The 20995-nt window shown below is 40.6% G+C and carries 18 protein-coding genes, 1 tRNA gene and 1 pseudogene; 14 read left to right on the top strand and 6 right to left on the bottom strand.

The genetic code is table 11. The annotated features are described in order from the left end of the window. Nucleotides 1–188: 188 nt before the first annotated feature. Nucleotides 189–416 (top strand): type II toxin-antitoxin system HicB family antitoxin, encoded by a 228-nt coding sequence (locus ACFG4S_RS23770; protein ID WP_392531444.1) that lies wholly within the window; start codon nucleotides 189–191, stop codon nucleotides 414–416. Further along, nucleotides 409–633: a type II toxin-antitoxin system HicA family toxin gene (locus ACFG4S_RS23765; RefSeq protein WP_392531443.1), complete on the top strand. Its 225-nt coding sequence runs from the start codon at nucleotides 409–411 to the stop codon at nucleotides 631–633. The genes ACFG4S_RS23770 and ACFG4S_RS23765 overlap by 8 nt, the downstream gene beginning before the upstream one ends. Nucleotides 634–717: 84 nt before the next feature. On the opposite strand, the gene ACFG4S_RS23760 is transcribed toward ACFG4S_RS23765, so the two are convergent. Then, entirely contained in the window at nucleotides 718–3168 is a 2451-nt protein-coding gene (locus ACFG4S_RS23760; protein ID WP_392531442.1) for an ATP-binding protein, read from the bottom strand. 928 nt (nucleotides 3169–4096) lie between these two features. Here ACFG4S_RS23760 and ACFG4S_RS23755 point away from each other — a divergent pair. The 4 genes from ACFG4S_RS23755 (at nucleotide 4097) to petJ (ending at nucleotide 6243) form a co-directional block, all read left to right on the top strand. Then, nucleotides 4097–4294, top strand: a complete 198-nt coding sequence (locus tag ACFG4S_RS23755) for a hypothetical protein (protein ID WP_392531441.1) — start codon at nucleotides 4097–4099, stop codon at nucleotides 4292–4294. 97 nt (nucleotides 4295–4391) lie between these two features. After that, nucleotides 4392–4883: a photosystem II cytochrome c-550 gene (gene psbV, locus ACFG4S_RS23750; protein WP_392531440.1), complete on the top strand. Its 492-nt coding sequence runs from the start codon at nucleotides 4392–4394 to the stop codon at nucleotides 4881–4883. Between the two features lie 337 nt (nucleotides 4884–5220). Continuing rightward, nucleotides 5221–5640 carry a plastocyanin gene (gene petE, locus ACFG4S_RS23745; RefSeq protein ID WP_392531439.1) on the top strand — a complete coding sequence of 140 codons (420 nt, stop codon included), beginning with the start codon at nucleotides 5221–5223 and terminating at the stop codon, nucleotides 5638–5640. Nucleotides 5641–5898: 258 nt separating this feature from the next. Then, nucleotides 5899–6243, top strand: a complete 345-nt coding sequence (petJ, locus tag ACFG4S_RS23740; RefSeq protein WP_392531438.1) for a cytochrome c6 PetJ — start codon at nucleotides 5899–5901, stop codon at nucleotides 6241–6243. Nucleotides 6244–6628: 385 nt separating this feature from the next. On the opposite strand, the gene ACFG4S_RS23735 is transcribed toward petJ, so the two are convergent. After that, nucleotides 6629–8218 (bottom strand): hypothetical protein, encoded by a 1590-nt coding sequence (locus tag ACFG4S_RS23735; RefSeq protein WP_392531437.1) that lies wholly within the window; start codon nucleotides 8216–8218, stop codon nucleotides 6629–6631. Between the two features lie 636 nt (nucleotides 8219–8854). Between ACFG4S_RS23735 and ACFG4S_RS23730 the strand changes: the two genes are divergently transcribed. Together ACFG4S_RS23730 and ACFG4S_RS23725 are read left to right on the top strand one after the other, a co-directional pair. Further along, nucleotides 8855–9550, top strand: coding sequence for an esterase/lipase family protein (locus ACFG4S_RS23730; RefSeq protein ID WP_392531436.1), 696 nt, complete (start codon nucleotides 8855–8857; stop codon nucleotides 9548–9550). Nucleotides 9551–9649: 99 nt separating this feature from the next. Beyond that, nucleotides 9650–10246 carry a cytochrome b N-terminal domain-containing protein gene (locus ACFG4S_RS23725; protein ID WP_392531435.1) on the top strand — a complete coding sequence of 199 codons (597 nt, stop codon included), beginning with the start codon at nucleotides 9650–9652 and terminating at the stop codon, nucleotides 10244–10246. Nucleotides 10247–10278: 32 nt separating this feature from the next. Here ACFG4S_RS23725 and ACFG4S_RS23720 read toward each other — a convergent pair whose 3' ends face one another. Next, on the bottom strand, nucleotides 10279–12198 hold the full coding sequence (locus ACFG4S_RS23720; RefSeq protein WP_392531434.1) for a cation:proton antiporter: 1920 nt from the start codon (nucleotides 12196–12198) through the stop codon (nucleotides 10279–10281). Nucleotides 12199–12525: 327 nt separating this feature from the next. Between ACFG4S_RS23720 and ACFG4S_RS23715 the strand changes: the two genes are divergently transcribed. Next, nucleotides 12526–12598, top strand: a tRNA-Glu gene (locus ACFG4S_RS23715). Between the two features lie 89 nt (nucleotides 12599–12687). Here ACFG4S_RS23715 and ACFG4S_RS23710 read toward each other — a convergent pair. The 3 genes from ACFG4S_RS23710 to ACFG4S_RS23700 all read right to left on the bottom strand — a co-directional run bounded on the left by ACFG4S_RS23710 (nucleotide 12688) and on the right by ACFG4S_RS23700 (nucleotide 16776). Further along, nucleotides 12688–13299: an SRPBCC family protein gene (locus ACFG4S_RS23710; protein ID WP_392531433.1), complete on the bottom strand. Its 612-nt coding sequence runs from the start codon at nucleotides 13297–13299 to the stop codon at nucleotides 12688–12690. Between the two features lie 8 nt (nucleotides 13300–13307). Continuing rightward, entirely contained in the window at nucleotides 13308–15329 is a 2022-nt protein-coding gene (locus ACFG4S_RS23705; protein ID WP_392531432.1) for a GAF domain-containing protein, read from the bottom strand. Nucleotides 15330–16440: 1111 nt separating this feature from the next. Continuing rightward, on the bottom strand, nucleotides 16441–16776 hold the full coding sequence (locus tag ACFG4S_RS23700) for a hypothetical protein (protein ID WP_096535028.1): 336 nt from the start codon (nucleotides 16774–16776) through the stop codon (nucleotides 16441–16443). A 71-nt stretch (nucleotides 16777–16847) separates the two neighbouring features. Here ACFG4S_RS23700 and ACFG4S_RS23695 point away from each other — a divergent pair, with 71 nt between their 5' ends. The 5 genes and pseudogenes from ACFG4S_RS23695 (at nucleotide 16848) to ACFG4S_RS23675 (ending at nucleotide 20926) form a co-directional block, all read left to right on the top strand. Further along, nucleotides 16848–17096, top strand: coding sequence for a hypothetical protein (locus ACFG4S_RS23695; RefSeq protein ID WP_392531431.1), 249 nt, complete (start codon nucleotides 16848–16850; stop codon nucleotides 17094–17096). A gap of 80 nt (nucleotides 17097–17176) precedes the next feature. Continuing rightward, nucleotides 17177–17347, top strand: a pseudogene (locus ACFG4S_RS23690) (HNH endonuclease); the annotation flags it as partial. A gap of 181 nt (nucleotides 17348–17528) precedes the next feature. Then, nucleotides 17529–17918, top strand: a complete 390-nt coding sequence (locus ACFG4S_RS23685; protein ID WP_392531430.1) for an alr0857 family protein — start codon at nucleotides 17529–17531, stop codon at nucleotides 17916–17918. A gap of 258 nt (nucleotides 17919–18176) precedes the next feature. After that, nucleotides 18177–19127, top strand: coding sequence for an ABC transporter ATP-binding protein (locus ACFG4S_RS23680; RefSeq protein ID WP_392531429.1), 951 nt, complete (start codon nucleotides 18177–18179; stop codon nucleotides 19125–19127). A gap of 44 nt (nucleotides 19128–19171) precedes the next feature. Beyond that, the gene (locus ACFG4S_RS23675; RefSeq protein ID WP_392531428.1) at nucleotides 19172–20926 is read left to right on the top strand and encodes an ABC transporter permease subunit; all 1755 of its coding nucleotides are present in this window, start codon (nucleotides 19172–19174) and stop codon (nucleotides 20924–20926) included. Nucleotides 20927–20995: the final 69 nt, after the last annotated feature.

The raw sequence follows: 20995 nt of genomic DNA, 5'->3' as shown, positions 1-20995 counted from the left end.
TGTGTAGCCGCAAATTCCATTCGCCAAGGCAAAAGTTGACACGTATGAGATGCGATCGCCGATTACGAAACTCAGTTTAAATGGAGAGTGGGAAGCGATCCGATCGCTCTTTATAGGGGATCTGGGGATCTGATTGAGCAATAACTTAAAATCGAGATTAATAACTCTATCTCAACCAAAGATACATAATGAAGCAAACAAAACAACTCACTGGCATTATTGAACGGGAAGGAGACGGCTATGTATCGCTGTGTCCCGAATTCGATATTGCTAGCCAAGGAGACACGATTGAAGAAGCACGGAATAATCTGATTGAAGCATTGCAACTCTTTTTTGAATTAGCAGATCCTTCTGAAGTCGAGGAACGGATGCACACTGAAGTTTTTGTGACACGCTTAGTGGTGAATATTGGGTAAACTGCGTGTTCTTTCCGCCAGCGAAGTCTGTCGCATTTTAGAAGAGAATGGTTTTGTACAAGTGCGTCAGCGTGGTAGTCATATTATCATCCAGATGCAAACCGAAGATTCAACAATTACTGTTCCTATCCCTAACTACGAAGAATTACGGGTTGGTACTTTGCGCTCTATTATTCGCCAATCAGGATTAGCTCGTGCTTTATTTGAGGTTAATTAAGTTGATGTCCAGTTATTTTCCAACACTGCCAAAATAAGCGATGTCTACGACGGGCTACGCCTACGCCATTTTATGAAGCTATTTCTAATCCAATCCCCATTCTAATTTCAGGGTTTCTAACTTAGGATTCTTTACACTCATTCTCTTACACTCTTCCAAAAATTCCTTTACTTGTTCTTCGTTAAGACTTAACCCGCCATCTTGCAGATTATTGATGTAAGTAATCACATCTGAAGTTGTTAAAGCCGAATTTATTTCTTCTAGAAGAATAGCATTTCTAACTTCCCGGCAAACCAACTCAATATCAGATGAAGTAAATCTTGCACTTTTATCTGCGAGAATTTCAAAGTTAACTAGCTGATGAATATCAATTTTTGACAAGTAGTGTTTAAATAAATCTCTTCTTTCTGCTTGAGCAGGTGGGAAAACAGGAATCTTCCAATCCAATCTACCAGAACGTTTCAAAGCACTATCAATACCACTCAAATAATTAGTCGCAGCAATGACAATTACATCACTATTTTGCAGATTATTTAGTTCTATGAGTAATTGGTTAATTGTTGCTTTTTGGTCTGTGTGTGCGTTGTCTTCGTTCCGATTAAACCCAATACTGTCTAACTCATCAATGAATAAAAGCGAAGGAGCTTTTTTCTTCGCTTGAGCAAAGATATCTCGAATATTTTTTTGACTTTGACCTATCCAAACGCTAATAATATCGGCCGGAGAGAATTTAAAGAAATATCTCCCAGATTCATTAGCAAAAGCATTTGCCAAAAGAGTTTTACCGCATCCTGGTAAGCCATAAAAAAGAATTCCACCAATTGAACCCTTATGTCCTTTAGATTGCAGCTTCAGGAGTCTAGTTAGTTTTTCTTTTTCTTCGTTTAGCCCTTGTACTTGGCTAAAGTCAAGTTTTATTTCTTTGATGCGGTTAGTAATTGGATATCCTTGTGTTAAGCTAGGTTTTTTAACTGTATACTCAAAAGATGGATAATCGATAGAGTCAAATGATACTGGGACTACTTGGTGTTTTTCATAATCAGGAGCCATGATTACAACCTGAAAGCGATCGCCATAATATTCAGAAAATTTATACTCTAATATTTCCTTAGCTTTTTTCAGTTGGTAATAGTTGCGTGCAATCTCAAAACCGGGAATTACCAACCAAAGACTTTCTAGTTTATTTGGCCATACTTTTGATTTTCGCAAAACTCTTTTAATTGAATCTAAGAAAAGATTATTATCCTGAAATTCTTGGTATTTCAGAGTTTCTATCTCCACTACTACCTGATTTTTTACATATACTTCTATAATCTCACTTTGATACTCGCCATCATCATCTGATGTATCTTCATCTATTGTTTCCTCATCTCTAGAAGTCAACTCAACTTCACAGCCTATATTAGATAATCCATATCCTAGACTTTCCAAAGTTTTAATCGCAAAATACTTGAGATATATATATTCTTTACTTTCTTGTTGCCACTTCAAGGTGTAAAAATACTCTGACTTCATCTTCATAAATAACTGTGATTCAGCCTGGATTTGGGATTTTTGTAACTCTAAAAAATAATCTCCCAAAGATGCATCATCTTCCTCTATTTCATAATATGGAAGTTCCATTAGTAGACGGAAATGAGCGTATATTTCGTCTTTATTTTCAATAGAAGCTTGATTTGGATATTTACACCTGAGAGTAAAAGTAAAAGGAATTTTACTAGCAACTCTATCTACTAAGTATCCTAAAGCATCTTCTTGCTGATGAGCTTGGATTTCTAATACCGATGGGCAATGAAATAAAATAAAGAACTGTTCAGAATTATATTTATTAGCATATAGAGAGATCTGTTCAAATTGCTGGTCAAATTTTTCAGAATCAAGCAATTCTAAACCAGTGTTGCCAAGGATAATGCTGGTCATGGTTGAGCGATAAAACTGGAAAATGCTAGCATCAAAAATCGGTTTTTCTTGCTCATCTTCACAATCTTTATCATCTGAGGCAATACTTGTAGGAATTTTCTTAGTGGCAACTTTGGGTATACTATTATAGCCTCCATACTGATATTTTCTAATTAATTCATAATTAAATATTTTGACAACAATATCACAGAAGAAATCTTCTACTTGTGGAATCAAAAAAATACCTACCGGCTGCTGAGAATCTAAACATGCTTGGAATCGTTCATATTCTTGTTCAGAGCCAAAATCAAATAAGTAGTAGAAAAAATCATGCTTGACTGAAATTGCCTCTTTTAGTTTGGCTGATATTAATTGAGATTCACCTACTTGATTGATTGGCTCTACACCTTTAATAGAAATAGCTATCTTTGTATCTAATGGAATATACAAATCAAATTTAGGATTTGCACAAAGCCCTATTTCATCAAGAGCAGTATTAAAATTATCTATGAATGATTGACTTCTACGCTGGTAGCCAAACTGTTCTATGATAGTTTTGACTCGTAAGTTTTTTTGAGTTTTACCAGTTCTTTGAAGTTCACTTTTAATTGAACGTAAGTAGGCTGTATATGACATTGTTTATCCTCTTGTTTGACTCGGATTAATTAGTATTTTTAAGTAAACTCATACTATTTTGGATTTTAGATTTTGCCAAAAGTCGGAGCGTCGGCTTCAGGCGATCTCTTAAATCCCCATATAGCCTTTCCTAAGCAAATGAGTACAAGTTAACCTCACCGGCTTACTAGGAAACGCTATAAATATATAGTTCCCTAACTTACATATGTAGCTAACTCACACAAGCAATATCTCTTGATTAAGCTGATGTGCGTCTAAAGTATATAAACACTCTAGATGACTGTTGACTGTTGACGGTTAATGCTTAGGGACATCCAAAAATTACATTACTCAATTTTTGCATCCAATAGGAGCAGGGGAACAAGGTAGACAAGGTAGACAAGGTAGACAAGGTAGCAATACCTCTCCCTTGTCTCTCCAAAGCGATTGATTATTTTTTTTATTTGGAAGTCCCTTAACAGTCATCAGTCATCAGGTAAATGTACAAATTAAATGCGTAACAGCTTAACTGCTTTGGGTATCTGCTTTCCAAACTTATAGATACTCATTTAATTAGGTTAAGCTTTTTTGCAGAAGTACGATAATTCATCATGCACTACCCATCGCTACAGTAGGGAGTGATTGCCATCAGCGTTACGATACGTTAGTTTTTCGTTAATTTTCCTAAAGAATTACAGGAAGCCACCCAGCTTGATATATGAGCCTTTTTTAATTATTACTTTATCTAAAGCGTTACATTTACCTGGGGAAAGGTTAATAATCTTAGGCATTGGCAGTACTGGGTGCTTAGTTAGGAGTTGTTATTCTTCCTTTGCCCATCTACCTATACTCCCCATTGCCCAAACCGTATTTTCGGCAACAAATTGCACTCCTAACGTGATATTGGTATTACAGTGACTCAATCTCTATCTATCAGTTAACAAGCATTATGGGTTTTGCAGACCTATCGATCGCAGAGATAGCAGATGACTACAGCATTCCTGTAGAAAAATTGTTTTCTCTGTACAACCAACTTTTAATTGCCGACAAACACCAAAAGACCCGTTTGGCGTTAGAGGATGCAAAGGCAATTATTTCTCAAATATCGTCTCAAACAGACCTAAAAGGTGAGCGACTCGGTGGGTGACCGAAGTCACCTCAAGGGCTGTCTCACGATGCAGGCTATGGAGATTGAGGATCGCTTTATTTAGCTGTGTTGAGCGTCAAAATCTTTAAGGGGAAACATGTTTAGAAGACTAATTGGCGTTGTTGTGGCTACTTTTTTACTCACATTTCAGTTAGTTGTCGGTAGCGCGACAGCACTGGAATTGGACAAAGCTACCCGAACAGTGGCATTAAACGCTCAGGGAGATACCGTTGTACTTAGCCTCAAACAAGTCAAAGAAGGCAAAGCCTTATTTCAATACGCTTGTGCCCAATGTCATGTTGGTGGCGTTACCAAGGTCAACCAGAATGTGGGACTAGAACCAGAAGCTCTGGCATTGGCAACACCAAACCGTAATAATATTGAAGGTTTGGTGGATTACATGAAAAACCCCACCACTTATGACGGGGTAGACGAAATTTCCGAACTACATCCAAGCACTAAGAGCGCAGATATTTTCACAGAAATGCGAAATCTGACAGATGACGACTTGGTAGCGATCGCCGGTTATATTCTTCTACAACCGAAAGTTGTCGGTAATAAGTGGGGAGGCGGAAAAATTTATTACTAAATCTCTGAACTAGTACTGAGTGCTGAGTTTTTGGGTATTGGGTATTGGGCATAGGGCATAGGGTATAGGGAACAATTCAGTCCCCAATTCCCAGTACCCAATACCCAATACCCTGTTTTCACAGTGAAAAAAATAACAATCTCTTATTTTATCCATTACCATAATTCACGAACTTTTTGACTAGAGCAATCTAGTATTTATGACTGTTTGCATAGCTTTTTCCTGAAAATTGCTCTCCATTCTTAAAAAAAAATTTGATCTATGACAATCTGTCATATTTGGTGTTGATTTTATTTAAAATGAGAAAGGAAAAAAAATTATTGGTCAGGAGAGACTCATGAAATTAATTTCGGCAAGCTGGCGACGCCTCAGTTTAGCTGTGTTGACAATCCTTTTAGTTGTTAGCAGCTTTGCTGTTTTTACTCCTAGTGCTTCGGCTGAAACCTACGAGGTGAAACTGGGTAGCGATAAAGGAATGCTGGCATTTGAACCGAAAAAGTTGACAATTAAACCAGGTGACACGATTAAATGGATAAACAATAAAGTTCCTCCCCATAATGTTGTGTTTGATCCTGGCAAAAACCCAGGTCAGAACAAGGAATTAGCAGCATCTCTGTCTCATAAAAAGATGTTGATGAGTCCTGGTCAAAAGGAAACAACCACTTTCCCCGCAGATGCACCTGTTGGTGAGTATACCTTCTACTGCGAACCTCACCGTGGTGCTGGTATGATTGGTACAATCACTGTTAAAAGCTAGAAATATCCTTATTGACACAAGACGGTTTTCTCAGCTTGCTTCAGTGAAATAGAGCTACTAACTAGCAACACGCCACATTCCCAGAGTGACGCACAAAATGGATAAATGGCGGTAACGAGTCCTGCTCCCCTTAATACGCTAAAGAACCTGGGGCGATTGAGGGGTGAACTCGTTACCGCCAATTTTGCTCAAATTTGACTTAATCAATGATTAATCGCGTTTATACTCTTCCTGGAGGCTTGTTACGAGGAAATTGTTTTGAGAATATTTTTATTAATTCTACTGTTAGCGATCGCCCTATTCAAATTAACATTCATTCGTCCAGCACTAGCTGCCGAAATATCCAACGGTGCTAAAATTTTCGAGGCTAATTGCGCTTCTTGCCATATCGGTGGCGGTAACATCCTGATTACCGAGAAAACCTTGAAAAAGGAAGCATTGTCAAAGTACCTAAAAGATTATGATAGCGACTCAATCGAAGCGATTATCCATCAAGTACAAAATGGTAAAAATGCTATGCCTGCCTTTAAAGACAAGTTAACTTCTCAGGAGATTCTGGACCTAGCTGCTTACGTTTTTCAGAATGCGGAACAAGGTTGGTAAGTAGACAAAAATTATGACTTTAAGCAATAACTAGGGGACACAGCTAGCTGTGCCCCCTACCTGTGTATGTAACTCATTCAACAAATGAGAACAGCTATCAATACTTGTCGGTTAAGGGGAAAAGGGGAAAGGGGAAAGAAAAAACCTTTAACCTTTACCCTTTAACCTTTTCCCCAAACCCAATTCCGAGTTAAAAATGCTTTACCCGAGCAGTATTGGAACAACTATAAGTCTCAAAACCGGGTTTGAAATATTTCCAATAAGGGACTAACAAATAAAAAAATATCCCACTGCTCACGGTCAACAGTCAACAGTAAGCAACTTTAAGCGGGATAATTTATTTCTTGGAGTTCCCTAAATAAATTATTCTTTCAATAGCCAGGAACTATTTTTCTAGATTAGACTTTTCTCTCTTTGTCTTCAGTTGGCGCAACTGTTCTAGTAGTTCTTGCTCAGTTTCAGCAGCGGGTGTCTGCTGATTTTTATTTACTCCTGGCGCTAATGGTTGAGAAGTGCTAGCTGCTGATGAAGGCGTGGGCAGATTGTTTTTGATTTGCACTTCTGACAATGGTTTAGAAGTAGCTGTTGGGAAAGGGCGCAGCTGATTGCTATTGACTCTCGGTACAGATAATGGTCTGAGAGTACTTGTCGGTGAGGAACTAGGCTGATTCTTATTGAAGCCTGGTAAAACTAATGGTTTAAGAGTACCTGTGGGTAAAGACGCAGGTGAGTTAGTTCTGATTGGTGTTTCAGATAATGGCTTAGAAGTAGGTACTGCTGAGGGAGTCCGCTGACTGCCATTGACTCCAGGCGCAAATAATGGTGTTAACTTTTGCCCTTGGCTATTAGTTCCAGTAGTGTTGCTAGTGTTGTTTTGAAAAACTAGGTTAAATGGATAAGAGCTGATATTTTTATTTCCCTTGAGGGATTGCTTGCTAAAGTATTCCCTAGCTTTTGTTCGCAATTCCGGGGAAACTAACTTGTCTTGGAACTTGATATCTAAGACCTTGCCATCAGCATCTACTACTAATACACCCAAAACGCTGCCTTCTAGATTTGGCTTATCGGTGGCTAGTGTTTCGCGGATAACTGGTTTTTGTTCAGCGCTGGGGTACTGTTGTTGGACTTCTTTTCTAAGAACAGCATAAGAATCTAGTTGTGAAATCTGTTGAGTTCCTTTTCCAAATAAATCGGCTGCCTGAGGCGTGCTTCCTCTAGTTCCAATTAAGGTATTTCCATTCCTTGGAGCTTGTTTTAGAGAGTTTATTAACGAGTTTTGAGCAATTTTAGACCCATCATTATTACCCACCTGCGTCATTGCTGAAGTCGGATTTAGCTGTGGTGTGGTAATGGGGCTAGTCTCAGCGAGAGCCTGAGATTGGGAATTCTGGAGAAGATCGTTAGAGATTGGCTGCGGCTGCAAATTCGGCAACCCAGGTTGAGCTGGGAGCTTAGGTGCCTCGTATTTGCCATCACTCTCATTTAAAGGGGTAACTGGACGCGTGAATTTGGCGGTGTTATTGAATTTAGAACTATCAAATTTAGAGGCATCAAATCGCAAATTGTCACTAGGAATCATCCGTAATGACTGCCTTGTAGGCAACGAAGATACCCGATAGTTATTTGATGATGGAGGCAGCGGAGGCAGTACTAACTGACTTGATGGCGGTGGTGCTAATGGAGGTAGAAGAGTTTGAGCGCTAAAGTTTGGAGGAGAAAGTGGCGCTACTGGCGGTAATTGTTGTAAACCAATTTGGGGTGTCGTTTGGGGCAAGCGGCTTTGATCGGCTTGGCTTAATTCCAGAAGTCCGACTGTTTTTGATGATGCTGTTTCTTTGGGCTTGCTAGAGTCCATAGGCATCAATGGCACAAACATGGCGATCGCACCGTGGATGCCAAGAGACGCTATAGCTGCTATCCCAATTGGCTGGCTGATGATTTCTGGTATACTTTTCAGCAGGGAGACGTAAGACATAGCTGTTATCGTTCACTCGGCTCAGTTGCAGTTGACTAACAAATTTTTTCTTTCAGACTATATTGCAATATCTTGCAATAGATGCTTCCCTTTAAGGAAATAATAACTTCCTATGCTGGCAATCCAAACGCTAAGGTTGCCACTTATTCAAGTTTTTATTTTCTTAACGATCCTGTATCATATTTTCAAGTTTGACTTACTAAAGAGAGTTTTGAAAAATTAGTACTTCTGATGTTTTTTTGTTCTAAAACGCACAATTAAAACTAATATCTCGGTTATTCATTAAAGTCTAAGAACTTGTAGACGTTTGATTCAATCACAACATTTGCCAAAAGGTCGAGCTGTTTTTGGCACTGTTTTTCAGTCAGCCAACCTTATTTAACAAATGTCACGCTTCAATAATATAGAGTAAACCCTTCATAAAAATCCTACCATATCAGGTTACCCTAAAACTGTTACAACTTGTACCATTTTCTTGACATTCTAGCTGTAAAACCGTGCCAGAGGTATTTGCTTTTTCATCGGCGGATTCAGGATTTAGGAGTCAGCCAGACAATGGCGATTTTAGCTTCTAACTACTGAGTAGTTGTTCATTCAAAAATTCCAACCCTTCAATCCTTGTAGCCAAAAATTCAAATGCCGTTACCAATAGTTATTGTGCCTGGATATCTAGAAAGCGCGATCGCCTATCGTCAACTAGAACAATCCCTAGAACAGTTTGGTTTTCCTGTTGTCACAGTACCACTGCGGAGGCGTGATTGGCTTCCCACTATTGGCACAAGACCGATAACGCGAATTTTGCAACAACTCGATCGCACAGTCAAGCAAATATTGCAGCAATATAACGTTACTCAAATTAACTTGATTGGTCACTCGGCCGGAGGTTGGATATCGCGCATTTACATGGGAGAAAAACCTTATTTGCCACGCGGCGATTTCAAACCATCCCTTTGGGAAGCCCATCCCCTGGTTGCGACTCTCATCACCTTAGGTACACCCCACATCAGCCAAGAACGCTGGACACGCTCAAATCTCGATTTTGTCACTAATAACTATCCTGGAGCTTTTTACAAAAACGTTCGTTACGTTTGTGTGGCTGGCAAAACGATCTTTGGACAAAGGCGGCCTGGTAGCTGGTTAGCTTACAGTAGCTATCAATTAACCTGTGGTAAGGGTAACACTTGGGGAGATGGAATCACGCCAATAGAAGCAGCCCACCTTGAAGGCGCAGAAAATCTTGTGATTGAAGGTGTAAAGCATTCTCCTAGAAGCGCCGGAATTTGGTATGGCTCACCAGAACCCTTAAAAGCTTGGGTGCAATATTTGATTTAAAAAACTTTACTTTTATATAAGAAAAGCAAAATATATTAAGATTTATTAGCTAAAATTGTATAAGAATAAATACCTACTTAAGGACAGGAGGGGTGAATTATGCAAAGCACCCAGTTCGACAGAATTTTGCGGCGAATAGCGACGATATTATCGGTTGTAATTCTGACTCTGTGCTTAATTTACGTTTCTACCGGAATTTTGCTTTCTTTTTACTACGAACCGACAGCGGGCGGTGCTTATAACTCATTGAAGATGATTAATACACAACTGCCGTATGGCTGGTTGTTTCGGAGAGCGCACGATCTTGCTGGTAACGTGGTAATTGCGATCGCCTTAATTCAAATTGTAGTGATGTTTTTAGGTCGGCAATTTCGCAAGAGTTGGCTGACTGCTTGGATTAGTGGGATTTTGTTTACCCTAAGTGCCATCGGGCTGGATTGGACAGCCATAATTCTAGACTGGACTCAGGAAGGATACTGGCGTTTTAGCATTGAGCTAGGAACCATCGAAGCAATTCCCTTTATTGGCGGACAACTGCGCGACATCCTGACAGGCGGTGGAGCCATTAGCACAGTTACCGTTGAACACCTTTACACAATACATAGTTATTTAATTGCGATGACAACGCTACTTCTTGCCGTAGTGCATTTATCTGCTTTACTGTGGCAAGAATGGCAAGTGAGTGCTGACGGCTGAGTTAGGAGTTTTTTCTTCCTTCCCTATCCCCCTCATCTCCCCCCACTCTCGCTAGCGGAAAGTTGAGTTAACTGAGCAAGGGCTAAGTCTTCAACCTCTGGTAACTTTTCCAGAGACAGGGGAGTGGATTGGGTAGCGCCAGATAAACGTTTTAAAAGGCTAGGTCTGGGGTCATGCAAAAGGTAGATAATGCGATCGCCAATTTCCCAATCTTGGTTAGCTGTCATTACCTGTAAGCGTTCTTCTCGCTCTACCAATAGCGGTATCAATATCCCAGTCCGAATCTTTTCTTGAATGCGATCGTATTGAGTGGAAAATTCTAAATCTGTCAGGGTGGTTGTCCCCAGCTTGACTCGGCCATCATTGAGATACTCATTCCAAGTCTTAATCGCTAAGTCTGAGATAAAAGCTTGATGAACTTTATTATTCGCTGAGCTATTCGCTTGGGGATCGCGGGGGAAAACTGCTAAGACACGGGGCGGATTAAACTCCTCAGCCGCTCGTTGAGCCAAAACAAAATTCACCTCGCCATTACTTGTCATGGCCAAAAAAGTCCCCATAGAGGCAAGTCCGGCCTCTTCTAAAACAGCAGCATCCAAAGCACTACTAGCAATCACCCGGAGATTTTGGGCTTCAGCTTGGACAAGACATTCCGGGTCAGTATCAATCATGACTACGTTTTCTCCCCGTTCTTGAAAGAATCGGGCAATTAACAGACTCAAGGGATTGCAACCGACAATCACCGCCCCAGTTGCATCTTTTGAGGTAATTTGCAGACACCTAGCAACCCAGCCAGCTGTTAGCCCTTGGCAAACCACAGTCATGATGATTGTGAGAAAAACTAGAGCTTTGATGGAGTCACCGCCATTGATACCCCGTTGTGTCAGCAAAATCGCAAATAGAGAAGCAACGGAGGCAGAAACAATTCCTCTGGGCGCAACCCAGCTTAAAAACAATTTCTGTCGCCAATTTAGGTCACTGTTCCAAGTACACAAGAGGATGTTAATTGGGCGAACAACGAACATTAGCACCAAAACAGTGAATAAACTACCCCAGCCCAAAGCAAACACGCTGGCAATGGATAGATCGGCTGCTAATAGGATGAATAGAACCGAGACGCTGAGAATTGTTAGCTGACCCTTAAAGCTCCTTAACAGACGTTCTTCTGGCACTGAGGAGTTAGCAAAGACTGCTCCTGCAACTACTGTTGTCATTACTCCAGATTCACTACGGATCATTTGCGATAAGGTAAACAGACTCCAAAGTATTGCCAGCACTACTAAGTTTTTAAGCTCGAATGACAGAAAACTAGCGCGTTTGAAAATCAAACTCATCAGATAACCGCCAGCACCACCAATTGCTGCACCAACACCGAGCCGCATGAGTAAACCTGCGATCGCATTAATTGGATCGGCATCACCATTTAAAATCGTATCCAGGACAACGAAGGCGAGGATAGCTCCTACAGGGTCAATTAAAACCCCTTCTCCTTCTAAAAGGGTTGCCACTTGCCGATCTACATTGATTTGTTTGAGCAAAGGACCAACCACCGTTGGCCCAGTAACCACAACTATCGAAGCATAGAGAAAAGCTATGTTCCAAGGAAATTCACCCAGCCAATGAGCAGCCATACTCCCACCAAGGAGTGTGATTAGGGTTCCTTGAGTGACGAGCAATTGTAGGCTGACTGAAACTCTGCCTAACTCTCGCAGATCCAAATTCAGTCCACCTTCAAACAAAATGATTGCCGTTGCTAGGGCGACAATAACTTCCAGTCCACTGCCAAGCAACTGGGGATGTAATAGTCCTAAGCCATCAGAGCCAAAGAGGATGCCCAACAGCAATAACAAGACGATACTGGGTACCCGGAGGTATGCAGCCAACACTTGGGCGCTGATACCTGCAAGCACAGCGATCGCCATCTGTAGAGTGATTTCAAGAGATGCTTCCATGTTGTAGATTTTGAGCTATTTATTTCAAAATCTTTTGTAAAAAAAACGTAGATATTAACTCTACAGGGTACAACATCATACCCTTTCTCCTTTCCTGAATTTCGGGTTTTTTCTATTTGGGCATCCGCCAAAATTCCCAGCGCCGGATGTTGACGCAATCTGCCCAAAGCCAAACCAGCATCTACGGGCTTTTTTTTGTGTATCCATCTCTGTGTGTCCTCTTCAAACTTTTGCTTCCAACCAGTTTAGCTGCCACAAACTTTTTTTCGCAAAACCTGTTGACATCACCAAGGAAATTAGTTACCTTATAAAAGGTCTGAGTCCGATGCCCCCATCGTCTAGAGGCCTAGGACACCTCCCTTTCACGGAGGTAACGGGGATTCGAATTCCCCTGGGGGTACTAATAAACAAATCACAAAGATGTTTTTTTGTAGAGTGCATCTATGAATGAAATTTATCATTCAGGTTTAACCCTGAATGATAATGTAACTAACCATCATCTTTTTTGCGGGCTAATTCTTCTACACGTTGGTAAATAGCTAGAAGATTTAAGCGCAGGTCTTTACTCAGTCGGTTTTCAATCATTCCTATTGGCATAGTGAGTTTAGGCCAAACTTGAATTGTATAACAGAGATTTGTTCCTACATCCTCACCGAAGGAATAAGGCTCTAAGCACCAGCTTCCAGAAAAGCCTTTAAAATCTCCCTCTACCATGCGGAAATTAATTTCTTTAGGGAAGTATTCTTCCAAATCTAAAACTACCCGCGCACAAAAATTGAAGTTGAGTACGCGCTGAGAGCCTATTTGTTCGAGTCGAATACCGCCTTCAGGATGCTCCATAAGACGACTCTTGGCAAGATTAGGAATGAAGTCAGCCAAAGCCTCATAATCCGTTAGAACCTTCCAGATTTTTTCCACTGGTTGGGGAATTTGGACTTTAGCGCTGATTTGTCGCTGTCGTTGTGCTGTCTTCTCAATTTCCACTTCTACCTTAGCCAACAAAGTAGCTGCATCAGGAGATAAATAATCCCCTTCTAGATTTATGTCATCACTAGGAGACGGGAAATCAGGGTTCTCTGTTGTGTTATGTTCTTTAGTCACTGTCAGAATTATGGTTTGCTTTCGTCAGAAAATTGGGGCAGAGTCAAGGTGAAGCAAATTTCGCTCTGTTGAGAATTTGGGATTTCTAGACTTTCAACTGCGATCGCCCCATTCAAATGCTGTACTAAAGACTTGACTAGAGCAAGTCCCAAGCCGGTTCCTGGAGTCCAGCGTCCTTTACCGCGACGGAACTTGTCAAAGATATAGGTCGCTTCTTCCTCAGAGATGGCGCGTCCTGTATTCGTCACTTTCATGATAACTCGATCGATTTGTTCATCGACTTGATGAAAGGCGTGCAGGTGAACTACCGTATCATGCTCTGAGTATTTACAGGCATTTGTTAGCAACTCTTGGAGAATGCGGTCAAAACTCTCTAATTCAGTTTGGAGTTTTAGCGATTCTTCTGGTAAATTTAAAGAAATTTTTAACCCCCTTTCACCCAGCTTTTTTTCAAAAGAGGCTGCTATATGGTGGATTCTAGTATTTAAATCTATAGTTTCTAATTGCGGAGCTTCGTGAGGCGACTCTAGTTTCTGGAGTGTCAACAAATCATTAATTAAATTGATTTCCTTGGTACATTCCTGCTCGAGGATATCGAAATATCTAGCCTGACGCTCTGGTGCTATTCCTGGCAAACGTAAGTTGCGAATTGACATTAGCATGTTTGTCAGGGGGTAGCGCAGGCGATCGCTCATATTACTCAAAAATTCATCTTTGAGTTCGTTAAGTTTCCGCAACTGCTCGACATATTGCCGCGTTCTTTCATGCAATTTGGCTTGGAGTTCCAGACTGCTTTGTAATTTCGCCGTCCGCTCATCTACCAACGTTTGCACTTGGCGCAATGTCTGTGATTGAATGATGGCGTTACTCACTTGAGCGCAAACCATTTCCACAAGATTTAATTCTGCTGCTTGCCAATTGCGAGCAACCGATTGCTGTAGCACCAAGAATCCTAAGATTTTACCTTGACTCTCTAATGGCATTAACAGTGCCGCAGGCAATTCCTCTACCCTAAATAATGGAGCAGCTGGGGAGTTATCCTTTTCGGCTGTATAGTCATCCACAATTACTGGTTTTCCAGAATCCATGAAGACACGCTCACATAAACCACACTCTGAAAGCAAGAAAGACTGCTGCAAGATATCTGGTTTAATAGCCCCGGAATTTTGGGTTGTCTTTGCCCATTCTCCAACTACCGTGGCTCTGGCTTTAGGAATTTGTTTTTTCGCTTGAGTTCTAAATAGGGGATCTGTATATTTGAGCATGATCAGCAAACCCCGATCTGCCTGTAAAGATTCAGCAGTAGACCCGACAACTACTTGGAGCATTTGATTAAGTTCCAAGTTGCTGCGACTTAATACAGTTAATTGCTTAATCAAACTTTGATGCTGACTGGTCTTTTGTAAGTCCCGCTGTTGATGAGCAATTAACTGGCCTTGTGCGACTTGAGAAAAAGCGATCGCGCAAGACGACTCTACCTCTTTGATCAGTTGTTTTTCTGATTCACTCCAATCATAGGGTTGGAATTTAATCAGACAAATCACCCCGTTGTTATTGCCACCAAACCGAGTAGGAATTGCCAAAACTGCTTTGATCGGTAGTGGCAAATATCGACACCCAATTACCAAGCTTTTCTGAATCGTGGAAACATCTTCAATAGTCAACGGTTCAGCAGCACATTGCAGCACTGGCGAGTGCATCAGCAACCGTTCCATCGAAAAAATCTCTTCTGGATGTGGCAACCCTAAATACTCGTCAGCACACCAATTAATAGCAGTCGGTTCGTCGGATATCTCACCCGTTACTGAAACCAAGCAGCAGCAATCTACTTGAAACGCAACTCCTAGCAATTGGGCAATATCTTGCAGCATCAATGCTGTAGCCGAGCTATTAGCAATGATTTGGTTAATCTTTTGTACCAACTGGCGGGCTGGTTGTTCCTGATGCTGCATCAGCTTGACTTGGTAAGGTTGTAGTAGATCTACGTCATTTAAGTAGTGTGGTGGCGATGATGATACAGGCTTTTTCATTCCTGGCACGCCCTTGGATAATAAACCCATTCTTTTTGCACCCAACCTTTTGGCATATTGTTCACCGTTAGTTGTGTTGCTACACCTTGATAATTGACAAATTTTGTATGAATCGTTTCTCTCACCTGTTATAGCCCTTTTCTATGCCAGATGGCCAAGTTTCCGAATGCATCAAGCAAATTGCTACACAGGTACTGAGATACTTTAAGATATCCTAAAATGCCTCAGTCCACTTGTTTTGGGTTTCTTTATATTGATTATTGATATGATTAAGTAACTTTGACCTCAGAATATCTTGTCTGTAAGTATACATAAACCGTAATTTCTCTAGAATTAAACCACAGTCACCGATAGTTTCATCCGTAAAAACACTATATCAATTTAAAATTTTTGTAAGATTTATTTCAATTTAAATATATTGACAGAATACCTTTTATCTCTCTTAGTGTCAGAAAGGTATAAAAAAGCCGAAGCTTCAAAAAAATTAAACTTAGAACCTAAGTAAGTCGGCAAGAAAAATTCAATATAAATTCACCTGATGACTGATGACTGAAAACCCGTCAACAGTCAACAGTCAACGACCATCAAGAGTGTTTATATACTTTAGACGCGCATCAGGTTATTATTACCCTCATCGCGTTAGAAGCTCCGTCCCAATACTGCTCGGGTAAAGCATTTTTAACTCGGAATTGGGTTTTGGGTAAAGGTTAAAGATTTTTTCTTTCCCCTTTTCCCCGCCCCTTATCCCCTTCTTGGGACCCCACCTTCCCCTTTTCCCCAAAACCCGACAAGTATTGAGCTCCGTCCAACACCTGTCATATTCCGCAACCCTATTCCCTGTTCCTTTTAAAAGGATCGAGCCGGATTTTCGGATCGGCTTTAAATGCATATTAGGCAGGTGTGGTCTTTGGGTTTGCTAATTGGCAAGAAATTATGAGTAATTTCTCGATTAGCAGTACTCTTAGATGTATAATTAAAATTTAATTTAAATAAATAATTTATAACTTTTTTAAATATAACTATTGATTCAGAGGAGACAAGAAACCGAAGTTTTAAATGCAGCCCAATTATTTAGTCAGAACAACTGAACTGCATTCGCCTGGATATAAAACTATCCAGCCAAGCTTTCGACACTTAAGGGAACCATATCGCCATTCCTCGTCAGTCCTAACAACATTGGTTGTTGGGGTTGAATTAATTGACCAGTGAGTACACAGCGTTCTTCCTGCTGAGCTGTGGCAGCTATGCTAGCTCGAATGTCGGATCGCGAAAATCGCGGCTTCCACTCACCTGATTTTTGCTGGACATAATTCCAAAGGATATCTCTGATCAGCGCTTGATATCCCTGATTGCCAGCTATTTCTTTGAGTTTATCTTTGAGTTCCCGCTCTAGGCGGATGCTAGTAACTTCCATATCGGTGGTTGGGGTGCGAGCGATTGTATGCATGAGTTTTTCTCCTTAAAGGTATAGACAGGATAGTAATACAAGTGTAGTATGTTTAAAGGAATGTTCAATAGGTGAAATTTTCTGTGAAATCCATTTACCCCATCTCCACTTCCTTATGCGCTACCAATTGTCGAGCCGGTTGGGAATCAGCTGCTGTGGGAGTGGAGTATTTATTTATGGGGGATATTAGCCGAAATCATGGGCAAATCACAGAGGGTAAAGATGATTTTAAACATCTCAGCATTAGCGCACTGATTGCAAAACCACAACTAGATGAAGAAAGCGGGGGGTACAGGCAAAGGAATACTGTACCGATATAAGACCAGAAAGTTTTCCGGTCAATCTCTAACCCCCGCTTCAGGAAAAGAAGAAGCGGGGGTTTTTTATAAGGAGTGAAGCTGTGACGAGTGCAATACAAGTGTTAGAGAAATCCGTAGTGGTGGTTTATCAAAGTTATTTACCACTATGTTGGGTTAATATCAAGCGGGTGATTGTGCTATTAGTAACAAACAAGACCGAATCTCTGAGTTTTACCACGGAATGCCGATGGCGAATTTACTCACCGAGTATTAAGTTTTGTCAAAAAAGTAGCTCTCATTAAAAGATGATGTCTACTAATTCGCTGCTGTGCGTCTACACATCCCTCGTGAGGCTGGTATGCAACTGCGTATCAAGCCAAAAGCACCAGCCTGGCGATAAACAGTTTTGGATAAATATGCCAGCAAACCTGGAATAACAGGAGAGCATGAGGAATGCTGAAATTAACTTACACCGAAAACAGCTTTTATTTAGAATGCCTCACTCTGTCGCTAGAAGAATGGGTAGCGCAGCGAGTGATTTTGGCACTACGAGTTGGTCAAACTCTTAGTGTTGAACCTAGTACAGCTTCCTTTTTGCTTCCTGTTGATTTATCGGGAGTAGAAGTGCTGAAAGCTGAGGTAAGAAGAGATGACAGAGAAATAATTGCTCTGTGTGTCTGCGATAGCGAATATGTGGAAGTCACCTTGCGGGGTTCTTGGTTATCTGATGGTTCTGAAGATGCTGAGGGTGTGTTTATTACCACAATGAGCGATCGCGCTGAGTTCTTTTTGCACAAACTTTGGCAGGAAGCTCAAGCCTGTGCTTCCGTTATGAGCGAATAAACAAAAAAGGGTGAGATATGTTGCTCACTCTTTTTTGTTCCCTTTCTAAAAGGTTACTGAGTAAAAAGTCTAGGTTTCATTTGCAAATATTTGTCCCATAGCAGAATAAGAATGAAAAAGTAGTTAAGGCATATACCTTACCTACTTTTTTATGTTGCAAATTTTTTCAAAACTAGTTTCAATTTCCGTAACAAGCCTGACAAATACTGTAGAAACAGGTTAGCTTAACTGTTAATCACAAGCCGCACCCCAGCAGCGATGGTAAAAGAATTAGCAATTTGCACCCGTGGACTAACTAAGCAATTCGATCGACATGTTGCTGTTAATGATGTTGATTTAGAAATCCAAGCGGGTGAGGTATATGGATTGATTGGGCCCAATGGCGCGGGTAAAACTACTCTGATCCGAATGTTGGCAACCGCTGAGGAACCAACGACGGGTGAGATTTATATTAATGGCGATCGCCTACTACGTGACAAGAGTAACCCCAAACTCAAGCGTCGTCTTGGTTACCTACCTGATGACTATCCACTGTATGAAGATTTAACAGTGTGGGACTACTTAGATTATTTTGCGCGTTTGTATCGGTTGCGAGAACCCCGCCGCACCCAACGTCTACATGAAGTTTTAGAATTAATCCAACTTGGTAACAAACGTCATAGTCAGATTTCTACTTTGTCGCGGGGGATGAAACAGCGCTTGAGTTTAGCGCGAACCATTATTCACGAACCAATTTTACTACTACTAGATGAGCCGGTTTCTGGACTTGACCCCATTGCGAGAATGCATTTCCGAGAAATCATCAAAGCCTTACGAGAAGCCGGGATGACAATATTAATTTCCTCCCACGTTCTCAGTGATTTAGCGGAACTGTGTACTTCTGTGGGAATTATGGAACTTGGCTTTTTGGTAGAAAGTACATCGCTACAGCAACTTTACCAACGTCTTTCACGCCAACAAATTGTGTTATCCACTTTGGGAAACTTAGAGACACTTTTGAAGGAAGTGAAACATCATCCTTTAGTAGAAGAATGGGAGGTAATACCAGGAACAAACAGCGTGCGGGTGAATTTTTCGGGGACACAGGAAGATTGTGCCCAGTTGTTGCGATCGCTAATTAGTATTGGCATTCCTCTGACTGATTTCCACTGCACACAAGAAGACTTAGAAACTATTTTCTTAAAATTAGGTCACAAACAAGCATCTTAATTCGTCAATAAATATCACTCCCCGTTTTTGGAGATTTTTTTCCTATGATGCTCAATTGGATAGACAAAATCGGCGATTGGAATCCGCAACTATTGCGGGAACTCAAAGGACGCCTGAAATTTTTGAATGTGGCGATCGCTGTTGTATTTTCCCTACTACTGCAACTAGTAGTTGTTTTATGTCAATTCCGCGATTTTCCTGATAATAGATATTCCCTAATTGGGACATATTGTCGTTTACGTCAAGTATATGAGCAGCGACAAACAGAGGCTTATCGGCAATCAGATCAATTTAAAATTGCTGAAATAAATGATTTTCTCTCTAATAATTTCTGCCTCCAAAACGAAATTGATTGGCAGTTGTGGTGGCGAGATCATTGGGAATATATATTCTTTTCTTTTAGTGTAATTTTTGTATTTACACTATTAGTTGCCGGAACTTATTTACTAATTAATGATTTAGCGAAAGAAGAACGTCGCGGTACGCTCAATTTCATTCGTCTGAGTCCCCAATCAGAAACAAGCGTATTGACTGGCAAGTTATTAGGAGTTCCGAGTTTAATTTATCTCGTAGTCTTAGTAGCACTTCCTTTACATTTCTGGGCTGGACATTCTGCCAACATCGCTTTTGGTAACATTTTCAGTTACTACGCTATTCTTGTTGCTAACTGTATTTTCTTTTACAGTGCTGCATTACTATTTGGCTTAGTTAGTCGTTGGTTTAGTGGTTTTCAGCCTTGGTTAGGTAGTGGTGCAGTTCTATTTTTCTTGTTCCTCACAATGGTAACAGCATTGTCTTATGGCAACAGTTTGAATAATGCAGGTACTTGGTTGAGACTTTTTAATCCTTGGGATGTAACAAATTATCTGTTTCCTAACTTATTTCATGTATACAGAGGTTCTCCCCTGAAAGAGTTGCAGTTTTTCTATGTATCATTAGGGACAAATACTGTTACTATCATTGGCTTCCATCTATTTAATTTTGGATTGTGTACTTATGGGATTTTGCAAGCACTAAAACGTTGCTTCCGTAATCCTCAAGCTTCAATAATCAGTAAGGGACAAAGTTATGTAGTAGTATGTTTTTCCCAGGTAATGATGTGGGGATTTACCTTACAACATTACAATTTGGATGAACACATTGAGCGAAATTTTGTTTTTCTAGGATTATACAACTTGGTCTTACTTTTCAGTTTGATTGCGATTCTTTCTCCTCATCGTCAAGATGTACAAGATTGGGCAAGATATCGACATCAAGAAGTTTCTAGCCACAAGAGTGTTTGGCAAGATTTAATTTGGAGCGAAAAAAGTCCTGCACTGGTGGCGATCGCCATTAATCTGACAATTGTTAGTATTCCTTGGCTAGTCTGGATTACATTTACATCTGTTTTCAATACAGATCGTACCCCAAATTGGGCAGGTGACAATTTTGACAAGTTTAAATTACTTTTAGCCCTAGCTTTGTCTATCAGCATCATCTTGATTTATGCTACTATTGCTCAATTAATGCTTTTGTTAAAAACTCCCAAACGTTCTTTTTGGGCACTTGGGACTATTAGTGCAGTAATGTTTCTCCCACCGATAATTTTAGAACTTATTGGTATGTCCTTGGTGAAACATCCCACTATCTGGCTGTTTTCAACTTTTCCTTGGGTAGCGATCCAATATTCTGGAACGACGACAATTTTTATGGCATTCCTAGCACAGTTGAGTGTTCTAGCATTATTAAACTTCCAGTTAACCAAACAGGTGAGATTAGCCGGTGAATCTGCAACAAAAGCGTTGTTAGCAGGACGTTAATTTAGTAGTTGAGATAGGTTATATCCCCAACTTATAAAAAGTTGGGGATTTTGTTTTTCACGAATCATT

This window comes from Nostoc sp. C117 (genome assembly GCF_043099735.1).
Lineage (GTDB): Bacteria > Cyanobacteriota > Cyanobacteriia > Cyanobacteriales > Nostocaceae > Nostoc.
This window is presented reverse-complemented; position numbering and strand designations above follow the sequence as displayed.